This is a genomic window from Endozoicomonas sp. Mp262 (assembly GCF_025643335.1).
Taxonomy (GTDB): Bacteria; Pseudomonadota; Gammaproteobacteria; order Pseudomonadales; family Endozoicomonadaceae; genus Endonucleibacter.
Window position 1 is genome coordinate 3135207 of sequence record NZ_CP092489.1, and the last position, 14698, is coordinate 3149904.

Annotated in this window: 15 protein-coding genes; 8 read left to right on the forward strand and 7 right to left on the reverse strand. The window is 46.6% G+C overall.

Features of this window, described 5'->3' with window-relative positions; genetic code table 11:
* Positions 1-42: 42 nt before the first annotated feature.
* Complete coding sequence (locus MJ595_RS13755) at positions 43-867, reverse strand: hypothetical protein (RefSeq protein WP_263078500.1); 825 nt, start codon at positions 865-867, stop codon at positions 43-45.
* A gap of 341 nt (positions 868-1208) precedes the next feature.
* On the opposite strand from MJ595_RS13755, the gene MJ595_RS13760 reads away from it, so the two are divergent.
* The 5 genes from MJ595_RS13760 to MJ595_RS13780 all read left to right on the forward strand — a co-directional run bounded on the left by MJ595_RS13760 (position 1209) and on the right by MJ595_RS13780 (position 5583).
* Positions 1209-1790, forward strand: coding sequence for a thymidine kinase (locus tag MJ595_RS13760; RefSeq protein WP_263078501.1), 582 nt, complete (start codon positions 1209-1211; stop codon positions 1788-1790).
* Between the two features lie 244 nt (positions 1791-2034).
* Positions 2035-2757 (forward strand): sulfite exporter TauE/SafE family protein, encoded by a 723-nt coding sequence (locus MJ595_RS13765; RefSeq protein ID WP_263078502.1) that lies wholly within the window; start codon positions 2035-2037, stop codon positions 2755-2757.
* A gap of 269 nt (positions 2758-3026) precedes the next feature.
* Entirely contained in the window at positions 3027-4058 is a 1032-nt protein-coding gene (locus MJ595_RS13770) for a methionine ABC transporter ATP-binding protein (RefSeq protein WP_263078503.1), read from the forward strand.
* Positions 4048-4701, forward strand: a complete 654-nt coding sequence (locus MJ595_RS13775) for an ABC transporter permease (RefSeq protein WP_263078505.1) — start codon at positions 4048-4050, stop codon at positions 4699-4701. The genes MJ595_RS13770 and MJ595_RS13775 overlap by 11 nt, the downstream gene beginning before the upstream one ends.
* A gap of 54 nt (positions 4702-4755) precedes the next feature.
* The gene (locus MJ595_RS13780; protein WP_263078506.1) at positions 4756-5583 is read left to right on the forward strand and encodes a MetQ/NlpA family ABC transporter substrate-binding protein; all 828 of its coding nucleotides are present in this window, start codon (positions 4756-4758) and stop codon (positions 5581-5583) included.
* 102 nt (positions 5584-5685) lie between these two features.
* On the opposite strand, the gene MJ595_RS13785 is transcribed toward MJ595_RS13780, so the two are convergent.
* Positions 5686-7011 (reverse strand): anaerobic C4-dicarboxylate transporter, encoded by a 1326-nt coding sequence (locus MJ595_RS13785; RefSeq protein WP_263078507.1) that lies wholly within the window; start codon positions 7009-7011, stop codon positions 5686-5688.
* A gap of 460 nt (positions 7012-7471) precedes the next feature.
* Between MJ595_RS13785 and MJ595_RS13790 the strand changes: the two genes are divergently transcribed.
* The 3 genes from MJ595_RS13790 (at position 7472) to MJ595_RS13800 (ending at position 10038) form a co-directional block, all read left to right on the forward strand.
* Positions 7472-8101: a glutathione S-transferase N-terminal domain-containing protein gene (locus tag MJ595_RS13790; RefSeq protein ID WP_263078508.1), complete on the forward strand. Its 630-nt coding sequence runs from the start codon at positions 7472-7474 to the stop codon at positions 8099-8101.
* A gap of 86 nt (positions 8102-8187) precedes the next feature.
* Entirely contained in the window at positions 8188-8607 is a 420-nt protein-coding gene (locus MJ595_RS13795; protein WP_263322509.1) for a ClpXP protease specificity-enhancing factor, read from the forward strand.
* A gap of 315 nt (positions 8608-8922) precedes the next feature.
* Positions 8923-10038, forward strand: coding sequence for a hypothetical protein (locus tag MJ595_RS13800; protein ID WP_263078509.1), 1116 nt, complete (start codon positions 8923-8925; stop codon positions 10036-10038).
* Between the two features lie 125 nt (positions 10039-10163).
* On the opposite strand, the gene grcA is transcribed toward MJ595_RS13800, so the two are convergent.
* From grcA to MJ595_RS13825, 5 genes are all read right to left on the reverse strand, one after another.
* A complete protein-coding gene (gene grcA, locus MJ595_RS13805) occupies positions 10164-10547 on the reverse strand; it encodes an autonomous glycyl radical cofactor GrcA (RefSeq protein ID WP_263078510.1) in 384 nt (127 codons plus the stop codon).
* A gap of 612 nt (positions 10548-11159) precedes the next feature.
* The gene (locus MJ595_RS13810; protein WP_263078511.1) at positions 11160-11732 is read right to left on the reverse strand and encodes a BON domain-containing protein; all 573 of its coding nucleotides are present in this window, start codon (positions 11730-11732) and stop codon (positions 11160-11162) included.
* 44 nt (positions 11733-11776) lie between these two features.
* Positions 11777-12361, reverse strand: coding sequence for a phosphoheptose isomerase (locus tag MJ595_RS13815; RefSeq protein ID WP_263078512.1), 585 nt, complete (start codon positions 12359-12361; stop codon positions 11777-11779).
* A 55-nt stretch (positions 12362-12416) separates the two neighbouring features.
* Complete coding sequence (locus MJ595_RS13820) at positions 12417-12791, reverse strand: YraN family protein (RefSeq protein ID WP_263078513.1); 375 nt, start codon at positions 12789-12791, stop codon at positions 12417-12419.
* On the reverse strand, positions 12760-14649 hold the full coding sequence (locus tag MJ595_RS13825; protein WP_263078514.1) for a penicillin-binding protein activator: 1890 nt from the start codon (positions 14647-14649) through the stop codon (positions 12760-12762). The genes MJ595_RS13820 and MJ595_RS13825 overlap by 32 nt, the downstream gene beginning before the upstream one ends.
* Between the last annotated feature and the right edge of the window lie 49 nt (positions 14650-14698).

Consider the following 14698-nt stretch of genomic DNA (forward strand, 5'->3'; position numbering starts at 1 on the left):
TTGGGCAGTGCAATAGACACCGCCCTTTTTTATGATTTAGAACTATTCACTTGTATCCATCGTTCCATTAGCTGGATCTGGATTATCAGATGTGTGGTGGATTGGTTGCTCTGGGTCGATATAATTAGGTGCTTCATGGGTCTTTATTGTACGACCAGCCCAAACCGTTCCTACGGTAAGGCTACCCCATGCAACACCTTGTGCTAACATGCTGGGAAGGCCACCAAACACGCAAAAGGGAATAAAACCTGTTAGAAAGCGGCGTCCTGCTTTCCAGCGCATGGTTGATAGTGCCTGTTTGTTTTCAAGCTCTTTACTGTGGCGTGTTGTTTTTGTTAATTGCTGGTTTAGTTCATCTCTTTCTTTTTCTAATTTTTCAACCTCGTTTTCTAAACCATTTAGCTCATTATCCAAATCTTCTATCTGTTTTGTTAAATCTTCTTTTTCTCTCTCGGAAATTTCTTTGTTTTCTAATTGTGAGCGGAGGTCAGCAAGAGCTTCTTCTGTATCTTTTATTTTTTTGTTTTTTATTTCTAATTCTTCATTTTTATTTTTTAACTCTTTGTTCTTGCGCTTTTCGTTTAACTCTTCTTTCCTGGCAGTTTCAATTTTTTTAGCTTCTGATCGAAAATGATCAAACTCGGTTTGTTTTCCAAGATAAGGTTTTTTTCCTCTGGTATTTTTAGCAGGTGTCGGGTGTTTTTGAATGCCACCTTTCACGAGGCTATGTAGATTCGTATCTGCATGACTAACCTGTTGCCCACGTCTGCTTTTTCCTATATTTTTAGGCGTGTCCGGGGCAGTGCTTCCACCTGTACTTGTACTTGGTTGTGGTGAGCTTTGTCGATTGGTTTGAATTGCTGGCATAGTAACCTCCATTACATGTTGTGCTATTTACCTAATCCTCCATGATTAGTGTCCTGATAATGGCGTTATCAAAAAGTAAGGATTAGATCTGTTTTTAAACCACCTGGAAAGGTGTCCTTTGCTGCATAACTACGGCCCTGTTTATACAGGGAAATTTTTATGCTGTACTGTTTTGACTGGAGGAACAGGGTTTAGTTTTAAAGTTGTTATTGCTGCTTGCATTTTTGTTAGTTGGACAAACAAACAGCTGTTTCGGGAACCCCCATAGATTGAGGTGCCGGGTTTCTATAAGCTAGGAGGCTTTATAAAGTACGGTGAGTCACCGCAAGACTGGACGAACGATGGCATCTCTCTATTTTTATTATTCCTCCATGGATTCAGGAAAAAGCACCTATCTGTTACAGGCTGCCCACAACTATCGCAGTGCCGGTAAGCGGGTACTGCTGTTGACGCCTTTTATTGATGATCGCTTTGGTGTGGGGAAAATCACTTCCCGTATTGGTTTGCAAAGCGACGCGGCAGCCATTAGTGAAAGTGATAACCTGTTTCACCAAGCAGGCCGTGAACATGCAGAGGCAAAGCTGTCCTGCATTATGGTGGATGAAGCCCAGTTTCTCACCAGTGAGCAGGTGTGGCAGCTTTCTGATGTGGTGGATCATCTGAAAATCCCAGTGCTGTGTTTTGGCTTGCGGACAGACGCTTTTGGCCAGCCTTTTCCAGGCAGCCAGACATTGTTGGCAATTGCCGATGAGATGACAGAGCTTAAAAGCATCTGCAAAAAATGTGAAAAGAAAGCCAATATGGTGCTGAGGCTGGATGAAACCGGTGAGCCTGTGCGTTCCGGTGGTCAGGTGCAGATAGGTGGGAATGACAGCTATCTATCGGTGTGCAGGAAGCATTATAAAGAGATGTTAGGGATTTGATTCTTGCTCGGGAATGGTGAATGGGGAATGGTTATTTCTTGTTCCCGTTATCCTGCCAGGAAGCCATTGCTGAGATGTAAAGACTCGTTACAACTCGAATATTTCTTCAACGATTCCCTATTGCCCCATTCCCTATTCCCGATTACTAACAATAGTGGAACTACAGCTCTATTTTTATATTCTAAAAATATATAATTGGATTCCAAAAAAATATATCTGACTATTAGGTCGTGGAATCCTCCCCATGGAACTCTCTGCTGTAGAACTACTTTTAGCCATAGCTGCGGTTGCTGCTGGATCTCTGGTTCAGGGATCCATCGGTTTTGGACTGGCTGTGGTGGCTGCACCCATTCTTTATGCCATTAATCCGGTACTGATACCGGGGCCGATTATTGTGACTGCCTTATTCATTGGCAGTTTGACCACGCACCGTTATATCAGTGCATTGCGTATTCAGGATATTCGCTATGCCATTGTTGGCCGGATACCGGGTTCAGTCCTTGGGGGGCTGCTGTTATCCCTGGTGTCAGCGCGATCCATGAGTTTGCTGCTGGGAGGCTCCGTTCTTATAGCCGTGGCTGCCAGCCTGACACCGTTTAAGTTTCAGGCAAATCCACGCTCACTGTTTACTGCCGGTGTGTTATCCGGTGTCATGGGAACTGCATCATCCATTGGTGGTCCCCCCATGGCACTGGTGATGCAAAATGAGCAGGGGGATCGTATTCGAGCCAATTTGTCAGCCTTTTTTGTGGTGAGCTGTATTATTTCCCTGGTGGTATTATGGGCTGGAGGAATGTTTGGCATTCAGCATTTGTTGTATGGTTTGTCCATGGTGCCGGGGGTGTTTATTGGCAACTGGCTGGCGGGAATGGTTGCTCCCAGGGTTAACCGAACCGTTATGAAGCGGGCTTTGTTATTTTTATGCAGCTTTTCCGGGGTCAGTGCCATTTGGGCAGCGCTTCATTAATATTTGCCTGTTAAAGAGATAAATACAGAGTTAATTGTTTTGAATCATGGGAAAAATGGACTTTTATAATGGTTGACAGCCTCCATGCTTTTGGGTAGGTTGTTTTTTGCGCTGATTTGACTTCGGATTGCGGGCGCTTAACAAATGTTGCTAAAAGAAGGGTTTTCAGGATAAAAATTTCGGAAAAACCACTCTGATTAGCACAGAGTGGTTTTTTTTTGCCCGCCCGAAATCGATTAAGATGGGTTGGAGTGGCAGCCGGAGTACCAATGATTGAATTAAATAATCTGAATAAAGTGTTTACCTCGGGTGGGGTGAAGGTAAAAGCGCTGGATGGAATCAGCCTGAAAGTGCCTGAAGGTAGTATCTATGGGGTTATTGGCTCCAGTGGCGCGGGAAAAAGTACCCTGATTCGTTGTGTCAATCTGCTGGAAAAACCTTCATCGGGTAAAGTGATCGTTGATGGCAGGGATTTGACCCGCTTATCCGATAAAGAGCTACGCCAGGCCCGTCACAATATGGGAATGATCTTTCAGCACTTTAATCTGTTGTCCAGCCGTACGGTTTATAACAATATTGCCCTGCCTCTGGAGTTGGCAGGGGCCAGTGCCCGGGAAATAGAATCGGCCGTTATGCCGCTGCTGGAGCTGACCGGGCTGAAGGAAAAGCGTGACAGTTATCCTTCCCGGTTATCCGGTGGTCAAAAACAGCGGGTTGCCATTGCCAGGGCACTCGCCAGCAAACCCAAAGTATTATTGTGTGATGAGGCCACTTCCGCGCTTGATCCTCAAACCACAAGGGCCATTCTGGATCTGTTAAAAGACATTAACCGTACACTGAAAATCACTATTTTAATGATTACCCATGAGATGGATGTGGTGAAATCTATCTGTGACCGGGTGGCAATTTTAAGCCATGGCCAGCTCATTGAAGAAAATTCCGTGGAATCTTTTTTTGTTAATCCGGAAACAGAGTTGGCAAGGTCATTTGTGCGCAGTGCTACCCATGAAAAACCCGTGGCTGAAATTGAAAGCCGGTTTCAGCGGCAGCCGGAGCCGGGTGCCAGGCCGGTGGTCAGGATCACTTTTGTGGGTCAGCGGGTTGTAGAACCGCTGATTACTCAGGCTTCCCGGCACTATGAGGTTGACTTTGTTATCTTGCAGGCAGATATAGAAACAGTGGGCGGTAAGCCTATGGGCTTTTTAATGGTGGAAGTGGCAGGGGATGATACCGCCATTGCCGCGTCCCTGGCTTTTCTTGAGGAGCGTGTAAAGGTGGAGGTGCTGGGTTATGTCAGCTAATGCCTGGATGCTGTTATTACAGTCCCTTTGGGAAACCTGCTATATGGTGGCCATTTCCGGTGGCTTAAGTTTTCTTCTGGGTATTCCCCTGGGCGTTCTTCTATATACCACACGTCAGGGACGGATTAATGAAAGCCCTCTGGCTAATCAGTTACTGGGAGGAATTGTTAACGCGGGTCGTTCAGTACCCTTTATTATCCTGATGGTTGCCATTATCCCTTTGACCCGTTTGTTGACCGGAACTTCCATAGGTACTACCGCTGCCATTGTCCCCTTGACTGTGGCTGCCATTCCGTTTGTGGCACGTATTGCAGAAAGTGCCTTAAATGAAGTGCCTTCAGGTCTTGTTGAAGCCGCCCAGTCCATGGGAGCCAGTTCCTGGCAAATTATTACCCGGGTTTTATTGCCGGAAGCACGGGGCGGACTGGTTAACGGGATGACCATTACCTTGGTGACGCTAGTGAGTTACTCTGCCATGGCGGGCGCTATTGGCGGCGGCGGACTGGGGGACCTGGGCATCCGCTATGGCTATCAGCGCTTTGATGGCGTAATTATGCTGGCCACTGTGGTGGTGCTGATTATTCTGGTTCAGTTGATCCAGATGGCAGGTGATTATTTGCAGCGGCATTATGACAAACGTTAGTAATCTTCCCTGAATGGACACTGATGTGGAAAAAAGGGTGGATGAGGAGATTTTATGGACTATTTGACATCGGTTAAGACGTTGAAAGCCCTGGCCGGTTCGTTGTTGGTTGCCACTGTGGTACTGATGGCTGGCTGCGGCGACAGGAAGGCAGAAGATAATGTATTGAAGGTGGGTGTGATAGCCGGGCCCGAAGCGGATGTGATGCAGGTGGCTGCTGATACCCTGAAGAACGAAAAGGGTATCGACGTTAAGCTGGTTGAGTTTTCTGATTATGTGTCACCCAATATTGCTCTCTCGGATGGCAGTATTGATGTGAATGCTTTTCAGCATCGCCCCTATCTGGACAGTATGGTGCAGGATCGGGGATTTAAGCTGGTGGCTGTGGGCAATACCTTTATTTACCCTATTGGAGGCTATTCCAAAAAAATCACCCATATAGACCAATTGAAGGAAGGGGCTAAAGTTGCCATTCCCAATGATCCCAGCAATGAAGGTCGGACGCTTATTCTGCTCCATAATCGGGGGCTTATCACCTTAAAGGATATTAATAACCTTGAGGCAACCCCGGCTGATATTGTCGAGAATCCAAAAGGACTCAAGTTTATTGAGCTGGATGCAGCCCAGCTACCCCGTTCCCTGGACGATGTGGATCTGGCATTTATTAATTCAACCTATTCTGTTCCAGCAGGTCTTTTGCCCAGTAGGGATGCATTAATTATTGAAGGTAAGGAATCACCTTACGTCAATATTATTGTATCCCGTGAAGATAATCAGGCGGACCCTAAGGTTACAGCCTTGGTAAAGGCCTATCAGACAGAAGCCGTGGAGAAACTGGCCGCTGAATTATTTAAAGGAAGTGCCATGGCGGGCTGGAAATAATACTTTTTTATTAATGCGTTTTTTTTGAATCCTGTCGTTTAAATGGGTTTTTTTAGTCTGACTGCTGCATCCAGGGATGCAGCAAACAGTTTATGCTATTGACTAGAAAATAAAACCTGCCAATCCGTAGCCGAAAATACAGGCCGTAACAACACCAATCATCCCGGGAACCATAAAGCTGTGATTAAAATAGTATTTCCCGATTTTAGTGGTACCGGTGGTATCAAAGTTGCAGGTTGCGATATCTGAAGGGTAGTTGGGGATAAAGAAGTAACCGTAACAGGAAGGCATAATGCCTACCAGTAATTGCGGTGGCAGACCCATTCCCAGAGCCACAGGTAACATCATACGACAGGTGGCTGCCTGGCTGTTAATGACCACAGATACAACAAACATGGCCAGGGCAAAGCTCCAGGGATAGGTGCCCACCATCTCCAGAATGCCAGCCTTGAATTCGGGCATGGCATACTGGAAGTAGGTATCACTCATCCAGGCAATACCAAAGATGGCGATGGCTGCGGTCAGGCCTGATTTAAAGACAACCCCTTCGGTGATTTTGGCCACCTGTACTTTACTGGCCAGCATAATAATGCCGCCAAAAGCCAGCATCATCATTTGAATCACAACGGACATGCCAATGGGTTTGCTGCCTTCCGCTATGGTTCGAATTTCTGGCGTCATGGCAATGGCGACAATGGATACCAGGGCGAGGATAAAAAGCAGAACCGAGTTTCTTGCTGATGTGGGCAGCTTTTCATCAAGGCTGGTGGCCGTGGTAGAGAGGATTTTTTCTTTCCAGAGAGGGTCTTGGAGGCGGCGTTGATATTCAGGATCATCCTCCAGTTCAACACCCCGGCGCATGCTATATAAAGCAATGGCGATGGTGCCAATGAGGGTAGAGGGGATGGTGACACCAATAATATGTATCAGGCTGATGGTGTGATCCAATCCTCCCAGCTGGGTCAGGTAGTAGACCACGGCAGCAGAGATAGGGCTGGCTGTAATGGATAGCTGTGAAGCTACTGAGGCCGCGGCCATGGGGCGCTCAGGCCTGATTTTATTTTTTAGGGCAACATCTCCGATAATGGGCATGATGGAGTAGACAGCGTGACCGGTACCTAAAAGGAAGGTCATGGCGTAGGTAACCAGCGGTGCAATCAATGTGACGCGCCTGGGGTTTTTCCGGAGAATTTTTTCAGCAATTTGCAGCATGTATTTCAGGCCGCCAGCGGTTTCCAATATGGCAGCGCATGTGACCACCGCCATAATGATCAACATGACGGTTACCGGGGGTGAGGTGGGAGGCATTTTGAACAGAAATACTTCAATTACCAGGCCAAGCCCTGATATGACCCCCAGGCCGATGCCACCAAAGCGGCTACCGGTATAAAGCATCAGCAGTAAAAACATAAACTGAAGAATGAGCACAGAGTCCTCCCATGCCAGTGAATAAAAAAAACAGTGGTTGCCAGGTTTTATATAGCCTTATAGCTCTGACTGAACAGGAAATAGGGGGTGCTGTGGGGGGGATAGTATGAGGGGCTAATTTCCCCCCAATCCATATCAACTGTGTAGATGGAAATCTGGCAATACTAGCCTGGAGATTGTACATCTTACTTGGATTGACCGTATTGATGGTGATCAATGGTTGGTATTAGCCTGGTTAATACGGCTCAATAGGTGTTCAAAATAGGCGGGTGAGTTCCTGTGATTCATGGTGAAATTTAAAAATTAATGGCAGTTAGTGGTAGCGGGCTGTCCTATCAGGTGAAAAATTTGCTAATATAATCCGTTATTTCGTTAGGCGGCTTGCTTCTCTCTGTGGTTTAGTCCCAGGAGAGGATATTGCCGAAATCTCTCAACCTTTGCATGAAGGCGGGGGTACTTCATGGCCGTAGTTGCCAAAAAGTCATCCATGATCTTTTTCTCGGACCCGGCAGATCATTACTGTCACAGGGTTCGTATTGTTCTGGCAGAAAAAGGGGTTGCGGTAGACGTACAAAACGTCAATCCGGAAAATCTTCCCCAGGAGCTTTCTGACCTGAATCCCTATAATAGCCTACCCACCCTGGTGGACAGGGACCTGGTTCTATATGAACCCAATGTGATGATGGAATATCTGGATGAGCGTTTCCCTCATCCACCATTATTGCCTGTTTATCCTGTGAGTCGGGCTCAGAGTCGGTTGATGATGCATCGAATCCAGAAGGACTGGTGTGCACTTGTCGATACTATTCTGGATCCAAAAACCAAGGAAACTCCGGCTAATCGCGCCCGTAAAGAGCTGCGTGAGAGCCTGATGGCCATTGCGCCCATCTTTGCTGAAAAGCCATTCTTTATGAGTGATGAGTTTACCTTGGTAGACTGTTGTGTCGGACCGATATTATGGCGTTTGCCTGCCATGGGTATTGAATTGCCTAAGCAGGGTAAGGCCATTTTACAGTATGGCGATCGACTGTTTGAGCGCGACTCTTTCCAGGAAAGTCTCTCGGAAGTAGAAAGAGAAATGCGCGAATAAAGTCCGGGGCACCTGAAGCCTGAAATATTGCCGGTTTGGAATAAACAGGGTGTGCAGGTGCTCTTGGTCTGGAGAAAACAATGAGTATGACTAGCAGTCGTCCTTACATCGCTCGTGCGTTGTATGACTGGATTCTTGATAATGACTGTACACCTTATATTCTGGTGGATGCCAATAGGGAGGGTGTTGCAGTTCCTGGTGAATATGTGCAGGATGGCCAGATCGTCCTGAATATTTCTCCAGTGGCTGTCCGCGCCCTTGATATAGGCAATGATGCATTGACCTTTGATGGTCGTTTTGGTGGTGAAGCACTCACCATTTATGTGCCAGTAGAGGCGCTAATGGCGATTTATGCTCGTGAAAATGGGCAGGGCATGGTGTTTGAAGTAGAAACTGCCGCTGTCCATGGAGAGGGTGAAGTGATAGAAGAGCCGGAAGCGCCCACTCCACCTAAACCACCCAGGCCTCCAAAGCCGGGAAGGCCCAGTTTGAAGGTGGTGAAATAAATCATTATTTCATACAGGAAAAAAGCTGCCGTTTCTGGCGGCTTTTTTTATATAAATAATAATTGTTTTTATAAGCGACATTTTCTGTCTACGTATTAATAATATTTTTATTTTAGTGTTGTTTTATTTTTGTACGTCATTGCTTTTGTTTTTATTGTTATTTTATTGACTTTATTATTCTTTTGGTTAATTTTAAGGCTGTATTTTTTAATTAAAAAGATAATTTTTGTTTATATAAATTATGGAAAATATTTTTATTTTTAGTTTTGTGGAGAGATTTAAGATCGACTGTAATCTGGGTGAGAGGTTGTAGAAATGAATAAGGTTTTTAGCTCTATTTTTGTGCTGTTTGTAAGTTGTTTTTTAGTTTTTTTTTCTTCATGTCTGAGGGCATTGCTTATGGAGGAAGTGGATGAGCCGGTGGTTTTTGAAGCGCCTGATAGGTTGAATGAAAAGATTGATGATCATCTTGATGGTGGTGCGCATTATGTTTTAAATGCTGATCACCTGAATGGTGAGATGCATTATCTTTTAAGTGATGAGTATCGGGAGGTTATTGAAAAATATGATTCGGATTTAAGTTTGGCTAAAACCGTTTCCTTGATGGATCAATACCATAAAGGTACGCTAACTTTTATAAGGTTTTATGATAATAGAAAAGACTCGGAGCAAGTGGGGGGAGGGCTCCATTTGATATTGAGAAAAATGGGGCGATATGAAGAATACTTTATACTCTCCAAGTTTGAATTAATTAAACCGGTTAAACCTTATAGTCATGGTCATGTTCACGATACAGTAAAGCTATATGTAGGAGATCCATCAGAATTGCTTGATTCTGATATGATAGAAAGGTGGCGAGCCATTACTTATGTGATTAATGGTGCCATGAATAAAGCCCATATTATTGATCAACACATGATGTCGAAAACATACCCTGGCACTGAGTCTCATGGGGATTCTGTAGAGGTTCTGTTGCCAAGAGGTGAGTGGGTTATTAACTCGCGAACTTATGATGGCGATGGAAAGCCAAGATACGGGCGTTTTGATCCTGGTATAAGTAGTTTTCTTTATAAACGCAGCTTTTTCTACGACTACGTATTCCAGTCGTTTGCTGATTATTTTCGTGGCAGTCTACTGGAGACGCTTGTAACAAGTCGCTTGGTACAGATACCTGTGCTTTCAGCAATGTTAAGTAAGCCAAAGATTTCTCTTGCGGCTACCTGTTACCTAGGAAAGACTTTGTGGGTTGCTGGTCGGAGTGGAGGTAAGATGGGTGCGGATTTTTTGCACAAAGTGGCAGTGGAATCTGGAGCTGCTCCAGCTGTAATGAATGCGATGACCGCTGTAATATCTCTTCTATCCCGGCAGTTAATTGGGATGGAGCATTATTCCAGTAGATATTTGTTGAAGTCTTTGACGAGAGGTGGATGAGCTTCTTTTTTCTGGTATTGACCGTGACAGGTCTACTGTGGGTGTTACTGAATAGTACTGAAGAGGGTATTGTATTGATAGGGCGTGGAAGTGCCTGTCAGGAAAACAGGCACACATGCCGATGATTACATCTGCTGGGTAAAGGTGCGGGTGATAACGTCGCGCTGCTGCTCAGGAGTCAGGGAATTGAAGCGCACGGCATAACCGGATACGCGGATAGTCAGGGATGGGTACTTCTCTGGATTGGCTGCTGCATCTTCCAGCATTTCGCGGGACAGAACATTTACATTCAGATGCTGACCGCCTTCACGAACGGTTTTTTCTTCTGTAGCCAGTTCCAGTTCACGATACTCGAACTGACCCAGTTGATCCATGGCAACAACCTGGTCTTGTTCAAACTGACCTGTCTTACCACATACCAGGCGAGCTTCTTTAGCCGCCTCATCCAGTAGCCAGATGGAGTTTACCAGGGCTTCATTGGAGGATGTGGTGATCTGGATACCTTTCATATCAGTAACCTTTTTCTCTGTACTGTTATTGATCGACTCATCATACCAAGGCGCACTGCTTATAAAACTAAGTAATATCCGAGTAAGTGGCATTTTTTATATAAAAAATGCTTTGACCTGGCTCAAAATAAAGAGGTGTGGTGGTTGCGGCTTTTAACTAGTTGTGGGGGCGTTTGTTGTTGCTTTGCCGTACTAAAGTGCGCCCGGTTAGAGAGCCATAATTTGATAGAGCTGTGATGGGCGTGCTTTAGTAATCGCTTCGCTTAATGAATAAGTCAGGAATATCCGGTTTTCAAACGAGTTTTGGTTTAGCCACGAAACCGCTGGTTTTGGCTGAGCACACGAGTAAACGTCAACAGCCCCTAATGCGTTTGACGTGTTCAATCTGATCGGGAGGTTTTCCTCTCGTTCCCAGTGTCCTGAGGGTGTCGCGAAAGTCTGAATTTTCTCCGTCGTCATCCCGTACAAGGACTGTACAGGGTGACGGCATTGAGTCTATTTCAGACTTTCGCGACACCCTCTCCTCGCTGGGAATGCATATGGGAGTTTCTGACTTTTACGGCTTGAAGAGGTATGCATTTCCAGGCTGGAGAGCGGTATGCCCTTTGTAAATCAGGGTGTATATTCAAACACCTTGACAATTTTCTGAACCCCATGGGTATTGCGAACAACGCTAACGGCTGCCTGAGCTTCTTTCGGGCTGACAATTCCCATCAGGTATACAGTGCCTTTTTCTGTGTTTATCTTAATGCGGTCTGCTGACACGCGTTTTTCTGAAATCAGGCTGGTTTTTATTTTGGTGGTGAGCCAGGAGTCATTGCTCTGTACCAGCAGATCTGCTGCCGGGCTAACCGTGAGTTCGTTGTAGACCTGCTTGACATGGTCAAGGTTTTTAACGGTTTCTCCTGCCAGGTTTTTTAACTCGGGACTGGGTACCTGTCCAATAATCAGTAAGGTGCCATTGAAGCTGACCACCTTGATGCGGGCTTGTTTTAATAAGGGGTCTGCTTTCTGGATATTGACTGTCGCAACGGTTTCCAGGGTCTGGTCATCCAGCCAACTGCCCCAGGTTCTTTCGGCAGGGTCAATTTTGATGGGATCTTCATTGATACTGCCAACAATGGTGGAGCAGCCGGATAAAAAGATGACCATTCCGGCCAGAATCCATGTAATCACTCGTTTCATTAATGAACTTTCCTTAGGCTCTGCCTTAGCAACCTGACAGTGAATTACTCACCTGAAAACAGGTATTCATCAATAAGGTCACACAAACAATGGATAACCACTGTATGAACCTCCTGGATGCGTGGAGGAATGGCAGAGGGTACCCTTATTTCTACATCTTCAGGGTGTAGCAGTCGAGCCATATCACCACCGTCTTTACCGGTCAGGGCTATGATTTGTATATCCCGGTCATGGGCAGCCTGAATAGCCTGAACGATATTGGGGCAGTTGCCTGTGGTAGAGATGGTTAATAAAATATCCCCCTGCTGGCCTAGCGCTCGAATCTGTTTGGAAAATACTTCGTTGTAACTGGAGTCCGAGGCAATGGAGCTAATGGTCAGGCTGTCAGCGCAAAGGGACAGTGCGGGCAGTGCAGGTCGCTCCCGTTCATAGCGATTGAGTAGCTCGGAGACAAAATGTTGGGCATCACCCGCAGAACCGCCATTGCCGCAGGCAAGAATTTTTCCTTCATTTAGCAGTGACTGAACCATCAGTTCTGAAGCCTCAGCAATATGGGGCGGTAAGGTATCTGCCGCCCTGATTTTAGCGTCAATGCTATCTGAGAAGTGACGGGTTATACGGTCGTGCATATAAAATGTCCTGACTATTCTAAAACGACCTGTTCTCTGCCGTTTCTAATCCTGCTTAAAAAGCACCCTGAATCCATTCTAAGCGATTTTGCCTGCTGCCGTCATCGGTTGAAATCGCAACCACATCGTAACGGCACTCCCTGTAGGCGTGTTTCTTATGGTGCTGAAGAAAACACGCTGCTGATTTTTTTATTTTATTGACTTTTTGTGGAGTGATGCTGCTTTTGGCATCAACCATCTGGTGTGCTGAACGGAAGCGAACCTCAATAAAGGTCAGGACATCTGCATCCAGCATGACCAGATCCAGTTCACCCAGTGGACAGGCAAAATTGCGGGCAACCAGCCTAAGGCCCTGCTTTTTTAAATAATGCAGGGCGGATTTTTCTGCCTGTGCACCTTTATGACTGAGTTTTTTTAGCTGCCACGGCATCAAAATGACTCTTTTTAGGTTGTTTGACGGGCAGTGGAACTAACCGGCCGTTTTTAAAGATTTGCCATGTCAGTTCCCGGTCAACCCTGCGTCCGGCGTTAATGCTGAGCCAGCCGGTGAGTCCTTCCACCTGGCTTCCTGGCAGGTTTTGTAACTGCTGGAGTTTAGGGTAAAGCTTATAGGCATCAGCCCCTAAGGCATACAGGGTTCCATAGGGTCCCCTGGCCTGTGGCCAGGCTTTTGTTATATCAAGCTCAAGCTGGGATGTGGTGCCAGGCACCGACCATGGCATGATAGGTACCCTGATGCTGTCCATATCCTGATCCCGGGTGGCATAGGTTTTACCGGAAAATACCGTGGATGTGGCATAGACCGGAATGTCACCCGCAAACTGGTATGACAGGGCAGGTTTGATTTGTCGTGCTTCTGCCGGGCTTGATGCAATAAAGATCATATCAATATCTTGTCGCCGCCGGGCCTGAAAGCCAAGGGACTCCCTTAATAAACGGGTGAGTTTGCGGGTTCTTTCATGGCTTTTGTCAACATGAAGCAGTTTGCCGGTGAGCTGGCTGAATTCGGCATTTTTTTCGTACTCGGCCTGAATAGCCACTTCACCACCTCCATGATCCCAGGTTTGCTGGAATGCCTGAGCGACTTTTTTACCCCAGGAGGTCTTTGGGGTTAATACCATGGCGCGTTTATGCCCATCCAGCCTTGCCCGGGCTGCAACCATTCGGGCTTCGTCTTCGGTGGACAGGCCAAACTGGAAGAGGGTGGCAGAGGCATGGTTGATACTGCTGTCCTTGTCCTCCAGATAGTTCAGGGCCAGTATCGGGATTCTGGCAGCGATATCGCTATTGATTCGGGCAACATTATTTTTATCCAGTGGCCCGATAATTAATTTGGCGCCTTGCCCTATGGCGTGTTCCGCCAGTTGGTTAATGTCTTTATTGTAGGTATCAAGGATAATCAGTTCCGGTGTTTTTTTCTGCTGCCGGAACTCCTCATAGCTGGCTGCCATAATGCCATCCCTGATAGATATACCCACTTTTGCCAGGTTGCCGGTCAAGGGAAGCAGTACGGCAATTTTTTCTGGCCTGATACTGGAGCTGCTTTTGATCTGGTTAAAATTATCAGGAATGTAGACATTACCCGGGTGAGTTGGCCAGCTTTTGACCCACTGTTGCAGTCCTGTCAATTGTTGGTCAAGGGGGGCGCCTGGTTGATAAAGGGAGGCCAGCTGGAGCCAGCCCTTTATATCGCCCTCAGGTGTTTGGTTCGCCAGATTATCAAGGCGTGATTTTGGAGCATGGAGCAAGGTTTGCCAAAACTCTTTCTGGTAGAGGGCCTGTTGTTGCCTGGAAAGCAGGGGTATGGCGCCCAGCCATTCATCCAGGGCCGCTGGATATTCCCCGAAACGGTTATAGGCCTTTGCCCGGAGGGCATGGGCTTTGGCAACGGTTGCCGGATCTGCACTATTGATAATGGCTTCCCGGTCCAGCCATTCAAATACTTCCCAGTTTTGCCCGGTTTGTTCGGCAATACTGGCCTGTTGCATTGCCAGGGTTTCTTTCAGGTGGGTGGGTAGGTCATCGTAAATGATGGGTTCCAGAATACTTTTGGCACGGGTGATGTCGGTGTCCATCAATATATCGGATGCCTGTATGATCAGTGCTGCATTTTCTGGAAAAGGAGAATTGGCAGCCCTGGTTAGCAGTTGATCAGCGGTTTTTTGCCCCTTAACCGGTACGCTGGGTAAAGAATCCGTGCGTATCCTGGCAGGACCCGAGCAACCAGTGACGAGAACAGCCAGGGAGATTGTAACCAGAACGTGGCGTATGATGTGTTTTTGCCTCATAAATGGCTTCATTGCTCAGGGAGTATTAAGTTGTCTGGAATGCTAAGTA

Excerpts from the sequence above, each read along its gene's own strand:
- MJ595_RS13755 (WP_263078500.1), bottom strand. The coding sequence starts at position 867 with ATGCCAGCAATTCAAACCAATCGACAAAGCTCACCACAACCAAGTACA.
- MJ595_RS13760 (WP_263078501.1), top strand. The coding sequence starts at position 1,209 with ATGGCATCTCTCTATTTTTATTATTCCTCCATGGATTCAGGAAAAAGC.
- MJ595_RS13765 (WP_263078502.1), top strand. The coding sequence starts at position 2,035 with ATGGAACTCTCTGCTGTAGAACTACTTTTAGCCATAGCTGCGGTTGCT.
- MJ595_RS13770 (WP_263078503.1), top strand. The coding sequence starts at position 3,027 with ATGATTGAATTAAATAATCTGAATAAAGTGTTTACCTCGGGTGGGGTG.
- MJ595_RS13775 (WP_263078505.1), top strand. The coding sequence starts at position 4,048 with ATGTCAGCTAATGCCTGGATGCTGTTATTACAGTCCCTTTGGGAAACC.
- MJ595_RS13780 (WP_263078506.1), top strand. The coding sequence starts at position 4,756 with ATGGACTATTTGACATCGGTTAAGACGTTGAAAGCCCTGGCCGGTTCG.
- MJ595_RS13790 (WP_263078508.1), top strand. The coding sequence starts at position 7,472 with ATGGCCGTAGTTGCCAAAAAGTCATCCATGATCTTTTTCTCGGACCCG.
- MJ595_RS13795 (WP_263322509.1), top strand. The coding sequence starts at position 8,188 with ATGACTAGCAGTCGTCCTTACATCGCTCGTGCGTTGTATGACTGGATT.
- MJ595_RS13800 (WP_263078509.1), top strand. The coding sequence starts at position 8,923 with ATGAATAAGGTTTTTAGCTCTATTTTTGTGCTGTTTGTAAGTTGTTTT.
- grcA (WP_263078510.1), bottom strand. The coding sequence starts at position 10,547 with ATGAAAGGTATCCAGATCACCACATCCTCCAATGAAGCCCTGGTAAAC.
- MJ595_RS13810 (WP_263078511.1), bottom strand. The coding sequence starts at position 11,732 with ATGAAACGAGTGATTACATGGATTCTGGCCGGAATGGTCATCTTTTTA.
- MJ595_RS13815 (WP_263078512.1), bottom strand. The coding sequence starts at position 12,361 with ATGCACGACCGTATAACCCGTCACTTCTCAGATAGCATTGACGCTAAA.
- MJ595_RS13820 (WP_263078513.1), bottom strand. The coding sequence starts at position 12,791 with ATGCCGTGGCAGCTAAAAAAACTCAGTCATAAAGGTGCACAGGCAGAA.
- MJ595_RS13825 (WP_263078514.1), bottom strand. The coding sequence starts at position 14,649 with ATGAGGCAAAAACACATCATACGCCACGTTCTGGTTACAATCTCCCTG.